Origin of the sequence: Halobacterium wangiae, assembly GCF_021249345.1 — an archaeon.
In the GTDB taxonomy this organism is placed as follows: domain Archaea; phylum Halobacteriota; class Halobacteria; order Halobacteriales; family Halobacteriaceae; genus Halobacterium; species Halobacterium wangiae.
In genome coordinates this window covers 2,133,575-2,145,721 of record NZ_CP089588.1, presented here as the reverse complement: position 1 = coordinate 2,145,721, position 12,147 = coordinate 2,133,575, and the positions used below count along the sequence as shown (strand labels likewise).

The window sequence follows — 12,147 nt, the reverse complement described above, 5'->3', positions numbered from 1 at the left end:
AATCTCTGGGAGCCAGCGAACCGCGCCAGCGTCTCGCAGGACCGGGAGCGTCTGTCGCCGTAGCGTAGACCGGCAGACCCTACACGCGGCCCTCGTTCTCTAGCTCGTCGAAGAACTGCTCGACGCGGCCCGCGAGTTCGTCCCGCTGGTCGCGGGTGTCCGAGGACGACAACTCCCAGACCGAGCTCTCGCCGTGCCAGCCGTCCGGGCGGAACTGCTCGACCGAACAGCCCATCGTCACGACGTGATCGACGTCCTCGATATCCTCGGGCGTGATCCGACGGGGCTCGCGATCACTGATGTCGACGTCAATCTCCCGCATCGCCTCGACGACCTCGTCGTGGACGCTGTCGGCTGGGTCGACGCCGCCGGTGACGACGTCGACGTCCAGCCCTCGCTCGTCACGTTCCCGTTCGGCGAGTGCGGTCGCCATCTGGCTCCGACCGGCGTTGCCGACGCAGACGAACGCTAGTTTCGTCATACCGCGAACGAGGTGCTGTACTCCCAAGAACGTTCCCTGGTACGCTCCAGCGCGAACCACCGCGCCACTACGCTTTTTCGCCGCTGTCCCGACGCTCTAGGTATGCCGGAGTTCGACCTCATCGTGCTCGGCGGCGGCACCGGGAACGTCGTCGCGTCGGCGGCCGCGGGCGAAGGACTCGACGTGGCGGTCGTCGAGCGCGACAAACTCGGGGGGACGTGTCTGAACCGGGGCTGCAACCCCTCGAAACGGCTCATCCACCACGCGGACGTCGTCCAGACGGTTCGTGAGGCCGAGGCCTTCGACGTGGACGCGACACTGAACGACGTCGCGTTCGCGGACATCGTCCGGGCAGTCAACGAGACGGTCACGGCCGAGGCCGAGGAGAAGGCCGAGCAGGCGCGCGAGCACGACCGGATGACGTTCTACCAGACGGAGGGCCGGTTCGTCGACGAGCACGTCGTCGAAGTCGACACCGGGGACGGCCCCGAGCGACTCACGAGCGACCGCATCGTGCTCGCGGGCGGCTCCCGGCCCCTGGTTCCGGAGGGCATCGATGGCACGGACGACGTGGAGTTTCTCACGAGCGACGAGGCGCTCCGCCTGGAGGACCGCCCGGACCGACTCGTGGTGGTCGGCGGCGGCTACATCGCCGTCGAACTGGCACACTTCTTCGGGCAGATGGGGACCGACGTCACCATCGTCGGGCACGGCGACCTGCTGGTCCACCGCGAGGACCGCGACGCCGCCGAGCGCCTGACCGCGGCCTACCGGGAGCGACACGACCTCCACCTCGGCCACAGCGCCACCGAACTCGCGGAGGAGGGCGAGGAGGTGGTCGTCACCGCGGAGACCGAGGACGGCGACGAAATCAGCGTGCGCGGCGACGAGGTACTCGTCGCGACCGGGCGACAGCCGAACTCCGACCTGTGGAGCGTCGACGCCGCGGGTATCGAAACCGACGAGAGGGGGTTCGTGGAGACGGACGACTACCTCGAGACGTCCGTCGACGGCGTCTGGGCCATCGGCGACGTCGCTGGCAACTACATGTTCAAACACTCCGGGGACAAGGAGGGCGAGTACGTCGTCGAGAACGCCGTCCGCGGCGAGCGCGAGCCCGTCGAGTACCCGGGGATGGCACACGCCATCTTCGGCTCCCCACAGCTCGCGAGTCTCGGGAAGCCCGAATCGGAGATCGACGACGGGACGGCCTACGAGGTCGGGACGCGCGAGTACGACGACACGCCGCTAGGCTCCGCGATGCAGGCCGACGGGTTCGCGAAGGTCCTCGTCGGCGCGGACAGCGAGGTTCTGGGCGTCCACGTCGTCGGCCCCGACGCCGCGACGCTCATCCACGAGGTGAGCACGGCCGTCGCCGCCGGCGCGGACGCCGAGCGAATCGCGGAGACCATCCACGTCCACCCGGCGCTCTCGGAGGTCGTCCAGGGGGCGTTCCGGGACGCCTGCGACGTCGCACCGACCGGAATCTGACGCGGTGGCGACCACGTACTGACAGGCGACTAGCGGCTTTTCCGTGAGCGCGGCCTACCCCTCACTATGGAACACGACGACCCAGTCATCGAGGAGGCGGCCAACCGGGGCGACCAGTTGCTCGTCGGCAAACTCGTCAGGCTCGTCGAGAAACACGACGACACTGGGCCGGGTGTCCCGCGCTCGCTCGTCGAGGAGTACATCGAGGAACTCAACGCCGAAGGTACCGTGGACGGCGAGCAGATGCGCCGGGAACTCGACGACCACCTCGCGGATGACCGCGAGGGCGCGGGCGAGGCGTCTGTGTACGAGGTCGGTGAGGGACGCGTGAGCGGCTACCCCGAAGTGTGGCACGAACGACTCGACCCGGACGACTCCCTGGCGAAGTACGTCCAGGTGATCAACGAGACGGAGCACCCGCCGAACAGCGGGGCGTCCTCGGGCGTCGCCAAGGACGACCTGCTGGAGACGGCCGCCGTCCTCGGCGACCGGAGCCGCGAGGACGCCCGGGAGGAACTGAAGGACCTGCGCGCGGACGGAACGCTGGTCGCGGACGCCGACCAGCACCCGCGAGCGGGCGTGACGCTCGCCGACGAGACGGACTTCGAGAAGGACGACTGGGACAGACCGGACCCCGACGACCGGTCGAGCGAATAGTACAACCCTTAATTCACCCCGCTCCCGAGTGGGAGACGATGAGCGACGACGGGGCGGCGGCGTTCGTGCCGGGACACGTCACGGGGTTCTTCAGCGTCCACCGGGCCGCGGACCCGCGGCGTGCCGGGTCGCGGGGCGCCGGCGTGACGCTCTCGGACGGCGTGACGACGCGCGTAGAACCGGCCGACGAGACTACAGTCCGGCTGAACGGCCGGGCCCTCGAGATGGAGAGTGTCACCAGGGTGCTGGACGCGCTGGACGCCTCGGCGACGGTAGCCGCCGAGACCGACCTCCCGCTGGGCGCGGGGTTCGGCGTCTCCGGCGCGATGGCACTCGGAACGGCGCTCGCCGCGAACCACGCCTTCGGCCGGGGTCGCTCGGAGAACGACCTCGTCGGCGTCGCACACGCGGCCGAGGTGGCGGCCGGCACGGGTCTCGGCGACGTGGTCGCGCAGGCCCGGGGCGGCATCCCGATCCGCGTCGAACCCGGCGCGCCCGAGTTCGGCGCGCTCGACGGCGTTCCGACGACGGGCCGCGTCGAGTACGTCTCCTTCGGCGAACTGTCGACGAGCGACGTCATCGGCGACGAGACGGACGTCCTCGACGAGGCGGGCGAGCGAGCGCTCGTCGCCCTCCACGAACGGCCGACGATCCCCGAATTCTTCGCGGCGTCCCGGCGGTTCGCCCGCGAGGCGGACCTGCTCGACGGCGAGGTCGCGGCGGCCGTCGACGCGGTCACCGACGCCGGTGCGGAGGCGACGATGGCGATGCTCGGACGGACGGTGTTCGCCCTCGACACGGGACTCACCGACGCCGGCTACGACGCCGAGTCCTGCCGGATCCACCCCGCAGGGGCGAGACTCGAACGGTGAGGGGTCGCGCCGGGAACGGGCGATTTTTGCTGGCCGACCGTGACCTCGGAGTATGACCGAGATTCCGGCGGACCACCCGCGCCACGACTCGCTGGTGACCCGCCACCGCATCGAGGACGGAGTCGAGCGCGGCATCACGAGCAAGCAGGGGCTCATCGCGCAGGGCCGCGGGGAGGCCTACGACTACCTGCTCGGCGAGGAGACCATCCCCTCGGCTGACGAGGCCGAGCGCGTGGCGGCCGCCCACCTCCTGCTCGCCGACCACCCCGTGCTCTCCGTCAACGGGAACGTCGCCGCACTCGTGCCCGGGGAGATCGTCGAACTCGCCGAGGCGACCGGTGCGGACCTAGAGGTCAACCTGTTCAACCGCACCGAGGCGCGGATGGAGGCCATCGCGGCGTACCTCCGCGAGCACGGCGCCGAGGATGTGAAGGGACTGAAAGCGGACGCCCGCATCCCCGGCCTCGAACACGAGCGCGCGAAGGTCGACGCCGACGGCATCTACGACGCCGACGTGGTGCTCGTCCCCCTGGAAGACGGCGACCGCGCGGAGGCGCTCGCGACAATGGGGAAGACCGAACTCGTGATCGACCTCAATCCACTCTCCCGGTCGGCGCAGAGTGCCGCGGTACCGATCGTCGACAACGTCGTCCGCGCGGTGCCGAACATCACGCGGCACGCCCGCGAGTTAGCAGGGGCCTCGACGGAGGAACTGGAGGAGATCGTCGACTCGTTCGCCCGAGAAGCGGCGCTGGATGCTGCCGAGGCAGCGATTCGAGACGGCGACCTACAGTAGTTCTCGCGCCATCTTCGCGGCCGCTGGCGCACCGTCGGCGAGCAGGTAGACGATGGGTTCGACGCCGAAACCGCCGGTCTGGTAGCACACGTCGACGCCCGGGTTCGCCGCGACGGCGTCGCGTATCGCGTCCGTCGAGGAATCGCGCTCCGGGTCGAACCTGACGGTGGTGTAGCCGACGTCCTCGAGCGCGTCGACGATCGCCTCGTCGTACCTCACGTTCAGGCACGCAGTGGCGTCGCTGCCAGCGGCGCGGGCCGCCAGCAGCACGGACGCGACGTGGACGCTGACGCCGAACTCGGGGTCGGCGGGGATCTCCGTGCGCCCCATGACGTCCAGGATACGGCCGGGGACGCCCGCGACGTCCTCGACGCCCCCGGCGTCCGGCGTGCACTCGACGAGGTTCGACCCGACGGCGGGGATGAGCGTCGTGAACCCACTCGTGTGTTCGAGCGTGCGGATGCCCCGACGGACCGATGAGAGCACGCGCTCGCGCACTCGGACCTCGCTGTCGGGGTCGTGGACGCGGAAGTCGCCGTCGTAGTCCGCGAGCGCGGGCATCGCCACCTCGTGGAGGTCCGCGAGCACGTCGCCGCGGGTCGACAGTTCCCTGACGAGGACCTCCGCCTCGACGAGCGCCTGCACCTGCGAGACGTCGCCGCTGGCGAGGCCCTCGCCCACGCGCTCGACGGTGTTCTGTACCCGCTCGTCGGCGGCGACGGCGTCGTTGACCCCGACCTCGCCGTGGGCGTACTTCGACACCGCCGACTGGCTGACGCCGAGTAGCTCGGCGACTTCGTGCTGGGTGAGCCCGCGCTCGCGGAGGTCCGCAGCGAGCAGCGACCGGAACGTCGGGAGGAACTCCTCGACGACCACCTCCTCGACGAACTTCATTGGTCGCCACCGAACTCCCGGTCTCCCCGGATGCGGGAGGCCTGCGGGCCGTCCTGGTCCTGGTACTTCGACCCGCGGCCCGCACCGTACGGTCGGTCGGCGGTGCTCGACAGCTCCGTGAACACGAGCTGGCTGATGCGCATGTCCGGCGTGAGCGCGACCGGAACCTTCCCGAGGTTCGAGAGTTCGAGGGTCACCTTCCCCTTGAACCCGGGGTCGATGAAGCCCGCCGTCGCGTGGACGACCACGGCGAGGCGCCCGAGCGACGACCGGCCCTCGACCTGCGCGACGAGGTCCGGCGGCACCTCGACGCGCTCCTTGGTGGTGCCGAGCACGAAGTCGCCGGGGTGGAGGATGAACTCCTCGCCGTCGTCGACGACCGTCTCGTGGACGTAGTCCTCGACCTCCTCCTCGCGGTTCGGGTGGATGCAGGGGACGTTCGCGCGCTCGAACTCGAGGAACCGCCGCCCGAGGCGGACGTCGACGCTCGCGGGCTGGACCTGCAGGTCGACGTCGTCGAGCGGTTCGACGACGAGGCTCCCGTCTGCCAGGCGGGAGAGGATGTCGCGGTCGGAGAGTATCATACCGACTCCTGGGTCCCCGCCCGCCTAAAGGTTTGAGACTCCCGCGCGGATGGGCAGGTCTTAGTCCGGCGCCCCCGTCACGCCGACCATGAAGCAGGTCATCGCCGCCCGCACGGACATCGGGATGGGGCAGGGGAAACTCGCCGCTCAGGTCGCCCACGCCTCGCTGAAGGCCTACGAGTACGCCGACGAGAACGTCAAGCGCCGCTGGAAGGCGGAGGGCCAGATGAAGGCCGTCGTGAAGGTGAGCGGCGAGCGCGAACTGTACGCCGTCGCGGAGGAGGCCAAACACCACGGTCTCCCGTCGGCAGTCATCGAGGACGCCGGGCGGACGCAACTCGAACCCGGGACGCCGACCGCCGTCGCCGTCGGCCCCGCGCCGGACGCGGACGTCGACCAGGTGACCGGCGACCTCTCGCTGTTCTAGGCAAGGCCCGGATAGAACTGTCCGTGGAAGTCGAACGGGAGCACGTGGGGCGTCCACGCTCGCGCCACCTCCTCGAAACTGCCGGCGTCGAGGACCAGCAGGAACGACTGCTCGCGGGCCGCGTCGAGAACGACCGAGAGCACGACGCCGTCGCCCTCCTCGCCACCGGGTCTGGGGACGACCACGGGTTCGCCGCAGAACGCGTCGGCCTGCTCCCAGACCCGCGTCTCCCCGGTCCAGCAGTCCACGCGGACGAGGTGGTTCGGCGCGTCGCGACCACCGGACCGGGTCGCGTAGGCGTAGCGGTAGGGTCGGCCGCGGTGCCGCTCGTCGAATCTCGGGAGCGAGAGTCCGCCGGACGCGAGCGTCTCTTGGGTCGTCCGCTCGCCGTCGAGGGGGACGCGGTAGCGCCGCAGGTCGCCGTCGAGTTCAGTTACCGACCCCGCGTCGAGGTCCGACAGCGAGAGTTCGGTGACGACGCTCGCGTCCGAGAACGCGACGAGGTCCACGACCAGGTCGTCACCGCGCCGGAACGCGTTGGCGTGGTGGAACGTGAAGAACGGGGGCGCAGTGGGTGCGCTGACTATGTCGCCAGTCTCCCGGGAGAGGACGACGAACCGCGCGGCCCGGTCGGGGCGCCAGTCGAGCGCGTCGAGGAACGTGTCGTGGCCGCCCGGCCTGAGTAGACCGAGCACGTCGACGACGAGCGGGCACGCCACGAGCACGACGTGGTCGGGCGTCAGCGCGAAGCTGTGGACGTAGACGGCGTCGGAGAGCGAGACGGTGCCGACGACGTCGCGGGTGGTCTCGCCCGCGGGGAGGCGCGTGACGACGTAGTCGGTGTGTCGACCGAAGCGCACAGAGAAGTCGAACGTCGCGCCCGTCTCGGGGTCGACGACGGGGTGCGCGCACGCCATGTGGCCGTCGTGGTCGTCGTCGAAGCGCCAGGACCCCTCGGTCTCGAGCGTCCGCGGGTCGAAGGCGACACGCTCGGGGACCTCCGTGAGCGCGAGGAACGCGTCGCCGGCGCGCATCACGTTCACGTTCGCGTTGTCCGTCGACTCCGGGAGGACGGCCGACTTCAGCCGGGAGCGGAAGCCAGGGGTCGCGTTCGTGCCGAACTGGCCCGCGCCGAGGCCGCCGTCCTCGACGACCGAGCGGTACTCCGCGGTCCGGAGGAACCGGTTCGTGTACGTCACTGACCCGTCGTGGACCGCGAACTTCCGGAGGAGCGCGAGGCCGTCGAACCAGTGGGCGAAGCGCTCACCGTCCTGCTCGCGGTTCCCGGCGGTCGTCGCTCGCTCGTTCGGTGACCCGCCGCGCGGCTCACCCGGACCGAACTTCCCCGGCCCGTTCCGCAGCAGCGCGCCGTCGAGCCACGCCGGAATCGACCCCTCGACGGGGAGGTCGACGCCCGCGTACTCCGTCTCGCAGGACTCGAAGCCGATCCGATAGTCGGCCATTCCCGTCACCTACGGCCGGCCGTCGCATAGTCGTGGCGGCGAACCGTCCGCGTTAAGCCGCCGGCCCCCGGAGTAGATGAGGAATGCGCGAGGCCCACGAACTCGAACGCGCCGTCGGCATGGAGTACTACGCGAGCGACGCCGACGGCACCGGCGGCCGCCTCCGCGACGCCCCCGGGGACTTCCGGGTCACGGAAATCGAGGACTTCGACGTCCAGCCCGCGGACGCCGACACGAGCGACTACCCGTGGCTGGTGGTCCGTGCGACGCTCACCGGCTGGGACACGAACGACTTCGCCCGGTCGTTCGCGAACGCCGTCGGGATGAGCCGCGAGCGCCTGACCTGGGCGGGGACGAAGGACCGCCACGCCGTCACGACCCAGCTGTTCGCCATCCGGGACCTCGACGCCGCGGACGTCCCCGACGTGCGGAACGCGGCCGTCGACGTCGTCGGGCGAGCGGGCCGCGGCCTCCAGTTCGGCGACCTCGCCGGCAACGAGTTCCGCGTCGTCGTGCGCGACCCCGAGGCACCCGGGCAGGCCGACGCCGTGAGCGACGACCTCCGCGAGTTCGGGAACGGAGACGTCGCGACGCCGAACTACTTCGGCCAGCAGCGCTTCGGCAGCAAGCGCCCCATCACCCACGAGGTCGGCCTGGCCATCCTGCGCGACGACTGGGAGGACGCGGCGATGGCGTACCTCGGCCACCCCACCGAGTACGAACCAGAGGACTCCCAGCGGGCGCGGGCGTACGTCGAGGACACCCGCGACTGGACGGGCGCGCTCGACGAGTTCCCCGGGCGCCTGCGCTACGAGCGCACGATGCTCCACGAACTCGCCGACGGCGGGAGCTTCCGGGACGCCGTCGAGACGTTCCCGTCGAACCTCCAGCGCCTGTTCGTCAACGCCGCCCAGTCCTATGCGTTCAACCGGATGCTCTCCGAACGCGTGGAGCGCGGCCTCCCGTTCGACGAACCCGTCGCGGGCGACGTGGTGTGGTTCGCCGAGTCCGACGCGCCCGAGGGCGTCGCGCGCCCGGACCCGGGCCGCGAGCAGCGCGTCACCGAGTCGCGGGTAGACGTGATGGCGCGGCACTGCGAGCGCGGCCGGGCGTTCGTCACCGCGCCGCTCGTCGGCACCGAGACCGAATTCGCCGAGGGGGAACCCGGCGAGATCGAGCGCTCCGTGCTCGACGAACTCGACCTCGAACCGTCGGACTTCGACCTCCCCGGCGAGTTCGACTCGCAGGGGACGAGGCGCGCCGTGCTGCTCCGCCCGGACCTGACCGTCGAGCACGACCCGCTCACCTTCGAGTTCGCGCTCCCCTCCGGGAGCTACGCGACGGTCGTGCTCCGGGAGTACCTGAAGACGAGCCCGCTGGAGCTGTGAGGCGTCGACGAACGCACACGTAACGCCTCCAGTCGAGTACAGCCGAGAGCAGAGTACGCACGGTCAGTTGTCCGAATCAGTGTCACCGTCGTCGCTATCCGAGTCGGTATCACCGTCGTCGCTATCCGAGTCGGTGTCGCCATCGTCGCTATCCGAGTCGGTGTCGCCATCGTCGCTGTCCGAGTCGGTGTCGGAATCACCGTTCGGTTTTGGCTCGGGCGTCGCTCGGGCAGTGGCCGTCTCCGGTGACTTCGAGGGCTTCCCAGCGTCGGCGTCGAGGACGTAGAGAACGACTGGAGGGAGGAGGTACGAGGCGATCGCCAGTATCGCGAAGAGGGGGTCGACGAAGATGAGCAATCCGAACGCGGTCAGTGCCGCGGTCGCGACGGCGTGGATAGCGGTGTCGGTGTACTCCCGGTAGTACTCCCACAACCCACGCAGCCACCGGGTCACCGCCGATGCCGGCCCCTGGTCGTTTGCAATCACGGACAGGTCGACGTAGGCGTCCCACGGGCAAGAACCCTCAGTCGACCCCGACGGTGTACTCGCCCGACGCATACACCCGCCGAGCGAGCGACGACCCCGCGCCATCGGGGCGACCGAACACCCGAGCGGCTCGAAACACCGCCCTTTTGCAGACGGGCGACCACCTCCGAACCAATGAAGTGTCGGCGGTGTGGAACGCCACTGGAGAAACCGGGCGACTACTGCCTGGTCTGTGACACCGCCAACTGCGACACGGTCGTCGCGGCCTGCGACCGCGACCACGCCACGCTGACCTTCCTCGACGGCGAGGAGAAGGTCGGGCGCACGGACGTCGCGACGGTCCCCGAGGACGGCGGCGAGGCGGGCGTCGTCGAACTCCGGAACTTCGCGGGGCGCGTCGCCGACGAGATCCGCCGCAAGCGCCCCGAGGACGTGTTCGTCGCGGGCGACCACGACGTCATCTCCGCAGTGCGCGCGGACCTCCGCTACGAGGTGTTCCGCGTCCCCAGCGAGAACCCAGTCGAGAGCGTCCTCGACCGCCGCGGCGAGCGGTCCCTGGACGTCGTGGACGCGCCCGCGGGGGAGAAGATCGGTGGCCGCCACTCGACGGTCATCGGGAACCGCGACGGCCAACGCGCCATCCGCACCGTCGCCGGCCACCCGAACGTGAAGAAGGTGATTCCGGGCCCCATCGACGCCGGCGGCTCGGGCTCCCGGACCGGCGTCCGAGCGAAGGTCACGCGCGCCGACGACAACGGTAACCTCCGGCTGCTCGTCCGCGACGGCTCCAGCGTTCAGGAGAACCGCGTCGTCACGACGGCGATGGACCGCGACACCGGCGAGCGGGTGCGCACGGACCTCAACGACGCCCTCGACGAAGCGGACCTGCGGGAGTAGTGCGGAAGAGGTTGGTCACGCTCCTCGCGGGTCGCTTGGCTCCCCGCTCGTTCAGTCCGTGTCCTCCCTCCGTCGGACACGCGACTCGTAGCGTTTATGTGCGCGACGATGATAGTGTCGGTCACTATGGCTAAGAAGGGCTCCACCGGGAGTGCCGGCCGATTCGGCGCGCGCTACGGCCGCGTCTCTCGCCGCCGGGTTTCCGAGATCGAGAGCGACATGAACGAGGACCACGTCTGCCCCGACTGCGGCGCTGCGAACGTCTCGCGGCAGGGTACGGGCATCTGGCAGTGCGGCAAGTGCAACTACAAGTACGCCGGCGGCGCGTACCGCCCGCAGACGCCGGGTGGCAGGACCGTCTCGCGCTCGATCCGCGCGGCGCTCGGCGAGAGCGACGAGTCCGTGGACATCGACGTCCCGGACGAGGTCGAGGCGACCGAGGAGTAAGATGGCGTACAAGTGCTCCCGCTGTAAGCGAGACGTCGAACTCGACGAGTACGGCGGCGTGCGCTGCCCCTACTGCGGCCACCGCGTCCTGCTGAAGGAGCGGAGTCGCGACGTGAAGGAAGTCCACGTCGAGTAACGGTGCACTCCACGGAGCTGGTTTTCGACTACGACTCGACCGCGTTCGCTCGCACTGTCGAGCGCAGCGTCGCGGTCGAGGCTGGAGACATCGAGGGCGACCGCAGCGACGCGACCGTCGTCCGCGACGGCGAGACGGTCACCGTGACGGTGGACGCGACGGACCTGACCGCGCTTCGGGCGGGCAACAACACGTGGCTGACGCTGGTGGAAGTCGCGGAACGGGCGGCGTCCGCCGGGCGCCAGAGTCGATAACGTCGTCGGGTCCCCCGAGCGTCCTGCGGGCCGCTCGACGGGAGACCACAAAGCGGGGGTTTTTCCGTGGGGCCCGTCTCTCTTCGCGTATGCAGGGTAATCTCCCGCCCGAGGCACAGGAGAAGCTCGAACAGCTACAGGACCTTCAGGAGAAGGCCCAGACCGTCGCGGCCCAGAAACAGCAGGCCGAGAGCCAGCTCTCGGAGGCCCAGACCGCACTGGACGCCCTCGACGACATCGACAGCGGCACCACGATGTACCGCGAGGTCGGCGAACTCCTCGTGGAGACGGACTACGACGACGCCAGCGAGGACCTCGAGGAGAAGGTCGACGACCTCGAGATTCGCGTCGAGACCCTCCAGAAGCAGGAGGAGCGCGTCCAGGAGCAGTTCGAGAGCCTCCAGGAGGAACTCCAGAACATGCTCGGCGGCGGTGGCGCCATGGGCGGCCCGAGCGCGTAAGGTATGGCGACCGACGAAGAGCGGACCGACGCGGAGCCGACCGACGCGGAGCCGACCGACGAGGAGGTCGTCGAGACGGCCGCCGAGGCCGCCGAAGGACTCGTCTTCGACCGACTGAAGACGACCGACGTGGACGACCTCGACATCACCGTGACGTTCGAGGACGGCGTCCTCGAGGTGGACGTCTACCTCGACGCGTCCGACGCCGAGGCCGACCTCGAACAGGTCGCCGACGATGCCGCGCTCGCCGCACAGGGCGCGGTCGACGACCTGTTCGCGAACGAGAACTGAGGACTTCTCCCGTTCGCTACGTCTCCTAGTGGCTTCTGTGGGCCGAGTGTTCCTAGTGGCTTCTGTGGGCCGAGTGTTCCTAGTGGCCTCTGTGGGTCGAGTGTTCTGAGTGCGTGAACGCA

Annotated in this window: 17 protein-coding genes; 12 read left to right on the top strand and 5 right to left on the bottom strand. The window is 69.8% G+C overall.

Annotated features, from left to right (window positions below):
• Positions 1-79: 79 nt before the first annotated feature.
• Positions 80-481, bottom strand: a complete 402-nt coding sequence (locus LT965_RS11240) for an arsenate-mycothiol transferase ArsC (protein ID WP_232700891.1) — start codon at positions 479-481, stop codon at positions 80-82.
• Positions 482-583: 102 nt separating this feature from the next.
• Here LT965_RS11240 and LT965_RS11235 point away from each other — a divergent pair, with 102 nt between their 5' ends.
• From LT965_RS11235 to LT965_RS11220, 4 genes are all read left to right on the top strand, one after another.
• On the top strand, positions 584-1,972 hold the full coding sequence (locus LT965_RS11235) for a dihydrolipoyl dehydrogenase family protein (protein WP_232700890.1): 1,389 nt from the start codon (positions 584-586) through the stop codon (positions 1,970-1,972).
• A gap of 66 nt (positions 1,973-2,038) precedes the next feature.
• Entirely contained in the window at positions 2,039-2,629 is a 591-nt protein-coding gene (locus tag LT965_RS11230) for a hypothetical protein (RefSeq protein ID WP_232700889.1), read from the top strand.
• 38 nt (positions 2,630-2,667) lie between these two features.
• On the top strand, positions 2,668-3,501 hold the full coding sequence (locus tag LT965_RS11225; RefSeq protein ID WP_232700888.1) for a pantoate kinase: 834 nt from the start codon (positions 2,668-2,670) through the stop codon (positions 3,499-3,501).
• Positions 3,502-3,553: 52 nt separating this feature from the next.
• On the top strand, positions 3,554-4,297 hold the full coding sequence (locus tag LT965_RS11220) for a 4-phosphopantoate--beta-alanine ligase (RefSeq protein ID WP_232700887.1): 744 nt from the start codon (positions 3,554-3,556) through the stop codon (positions 4,295-4,297).
• On the opposite strand, the gene LT965_RS11215 is transcribed toward LT965_RS11220, so the two are convergent.
• Positions 4,289-5,191, bottom strand: a complete 903-nt coding sequence (locus LT965_RS11215; protein WP_232700886.1) for a thiamine-phosphate synthase family protein — start codon at positions 5,189-5,191, stop codon at positions 4,289-4,291. The genes LT965_RS11220 and LT965_RS11215 overlap by 9 nt on opposite strands.
• Positions 5,188-5,775 carry a dCTP deaminase gene (gene dcd, locus LT965_RS11210; protein ID WP_232700885.1) on the bottom strand — a complete coding sequence of 196 codons (588 nt, stop codon included), beginning with the start codon at positions 5,773-5,775 and terminating at the stop codon, positions 5,188-5,190. The genes LT965_RS11215 and dcd overlap by 4 nt, the downstream gene beginning before the upstream one ends.
• 88 nt (positions 5,776-5,863) lie before the next feature.
• Here dcd and pth2 point away from each other — a divergent pair, with 88 nt between their 5' ends.
• Positions 5,864-6,202 carry a peptidyl-tRNA hydrolase Pth2 gene (gene pth2, locus LT965_RS11205; protein WP_232700884.1) on the top strand — a complete coding sequence of 113 codons (339 nt, stop codon included), beginning with the start codon at positions 5,864-5,866 and terminating at the stop codon, positions 6,200-6,202.
• Here pth2 and LT965_RS11200 read toward each other — a convergent pair.
• Positions 6,199-7,665, bottom strand: coding sequence for a carotenoid oxygenase family protein (locus LT965_RS11200; protein ID WP_232700883.1), 1,467 nt, complete (start codon positions 7,663-7,665; stop codon positions 6,199-6,201). The two genes, pth2 and LT965_RS11200, sit on opposite strands and share 4 nt — an antisense overlap.
• Positions 7,666-7,748: 83 nt before the next feature.
• On the opposite strand from LT965_RS11200, the gene truD reads away from it, so the two are divergent.
• On the top strand, positions 7,749-9,053 hold the full coding sequence (truD, locus tag LT965_RS11195) for a tRNA pseudouridine(13) synthase TruD (protein ID WP_232700882.1): 1,305 nt from the start codon (positions 7,749-7,751) through the stop codon (positions 9,051-9,053).
• Positions 9,054-9,116: 63 nt separating this feature from the next.
• Here the strand turns inward: truD and LT965_RS11190 are convergent, their stop codons facing one another.
• Entirely contained in the window at positions 9,117-9,539 is a 423-nt protein-coding gene (locus tag LT965_RS11190) for a hypothetical protein (protein WP_232700881.1), read from the bottom strand.
• 174 nt (positions 9,540-9,713) lie between these two features.
• Between LT965_RS11190 and LT965_RS11185 the strand changes: the two genes are divergently transcribed.
• The 6 genes from LT965_RS11185 to LT965_RS11160 all read left to right on the top strand — a co-directional run bounded on the left by LT965_RS11185 (position 9,714) and on the right by LT965_RS11160 (position 12,025).
• Complete coding sequence (locus LT965_RS11185; RefSeq protein WP_232700880.1) at positions 9,714-10,436, top strand: DUF2103 domain-containing protein; 723 nt, start codon at positions 9,714-9,716, stop codon at positions 10,434-10,436.
• 126 nt (positions 10,437-10,562) lie between these two features.
• On the top strand, positions 10,563-10,883 hold the full coding sequence (locus LT965_RS11180; RefSeq protein WP_232700879.1) for a 50S ribosomal protein L37ae: 321 nt from the start codon (positions 10,563-10,565) through the stop codon (positions 10,881-10,883).
• A 1-nt stretch (position 10,884) separates the two neighbouring features.
• On the top strand, positions 10,885-11,019 hold the full coding sequence (locus LT965_RS11175) for a DNA-directed RNA polymerase subunit P (protein WP_009487940.1): 135 nt from the start codon (positions 10,885-10,887) through the stop codon (positions 11,017-11,019).
• Positions 11,020-11,021: 2 nt separating this feature from the next.
• Entirely contained in the window at positions 11,022-11,273 is a 252-nt protein-coding gene (locus LT965_RS11170; RefSeq protein WP_232700878.1) for a KEOPS complex subunit Pcc1, read from the top strand.
• An 89-nt stretch (positions 11,274-11,362) separates the two neighbouring features.
• Positions 11,363-11,734 (top strand): prefoldin subunit beta, encoded by a 372-nt coding sequence (locus LT965_RS11165; RefSeq protein ID WP_232700877.1) that lies wholly within the window; start codon positions 11,363-11,365, stop codon positions 11,732-11,734.
• A gap of 3 nt (positions 11,735-11,737) precedes the next feature.
• Positions 11,738-12,025 carry a DUF3194 domain-containing protein gene (locus tag LT965_RS11160; RefSeq protein ID WP_232700876.1) on the top strand — a complete coding sequence of 96 codons (288 nt, stop codon included), beginning with the start codon at positions 11,738-11,740 and terminating at the stop codon, positions 12,023-12,025.
• Positions 12,026-12,147: the final 122 nt, after the last annotated feature.

What these genes read in the sequence shown, in the direction of transcription:
- LT965_RS11230 (WP_232700889.1), top strand. Translation starts at nt 2,039, where the DNA reads ATGGAACACGACGACCCAGTCATCGAGGAGGCGGCCAACCGGGGCGAC.
- truD (WP_232700882.1), top strand. Translation starts at nt 7,749, where the DNA reads ATGCGCGAGGCCCACGAACTCGAACGCGCCGTCGGCATGGAGTACTAC.
- LT965_RS11200 (WP_232700883.1), bottom strand. Translation starts at nt 7,665, where the DNA reads ATGGCCGACTATCGGATCGGCTTCGAGTCCTGCGAGACGGAGTACGCG.
- LT965_RS11235 (WP_232700890.1), top strand. Translation starts at nt 584, where the DNA reads ATGCCGGAGTTCGACCTCATCGTGCTCGGCGGCGGCACCGGGAACGTC.
- LT965_RS11175 (WP_009487940.1), top strand. Translation starts at nt 10,885, where the DNA reads ATGGCGTACAAGTGCTCCCGCTGTAAGCGAGACGTCGAACTCGACGAG.
- LT965_RS11240 (WP_232700891.1), bottom strand. Translation starts at nt 481, where the DNA reads ATGACGAAACTAGCGTTCGTCTGCGTCGGCAACGCCGGTCGGAGCCAG.
- pth2 (WP_232700884.1), top strand. Translation starts at nt 5,864, where the DNA reads ATGAAGCAGGTCATCGCCGCCCGCACGGACATCGGGATGGGGCAGGGG.
- LT965_RS11165 (WP_232700877.1), top strand. Translation starts at nt 11,363, where the DNA reads ATGCAGGGTAATCTCCCGCCCGAGGCACAGGAGAAGCTCGAACAGCTA.
- LT965_RS11185 (WP_232700880.1), top strand. Translation starts at nt 9,714, where the DNA reads ATGAAGTGTCGGCGGTGTGGAACGCCACTGGAGAAACCGGGCGACTAC.
- LT965_RS11180 (WP_232700879.1), top strand. Translation starts at nt 10,563, where the DNA reads ATGGCTAAGAAGGGCTCCACCGGGAGTGCCGGCCGATTCGGCGCGCGC.
- dcd (WP_232700885.1), bottom strand. Translation starts at nt 5,775, where the DNA reads ATGATACTCTCCGACCGCGACATCCTCTCCCGCCTGGCAGACGGGAGC.
- LT965_RS11220 (WP_232700887.1), top strand. Translation starts at nt 3,554, where the DNA reads ATGACCGAGATTCCGGCGGACCACCCGCGCCACGACTCGCTGGTGACC.
- LT965_RS11225 (WP_232700888.1), top strand. Translation starts at nt 2,668, where the DNA reads ATGAGCGACGACGGGGCGGCGGCGTTCGTGCCGGGACACGTCACGGGG.
- LT965_RS11215 (WP_232700886.1), bottom strand. Translation starts at nt 5,191, where the DNA reads ATGAAGTTCGTCGAGGAGGTGGTCGTCGAGGAGTTCCTCCCGACGTTC.
- LT965_RS11160 (WP_232700876.1), top strand. Translation starts at nt 11,738, where the DNA reads ATGGCGACCGACGAAGAGCGGACCGACGCGGAGCCGACCGACGCGGAG.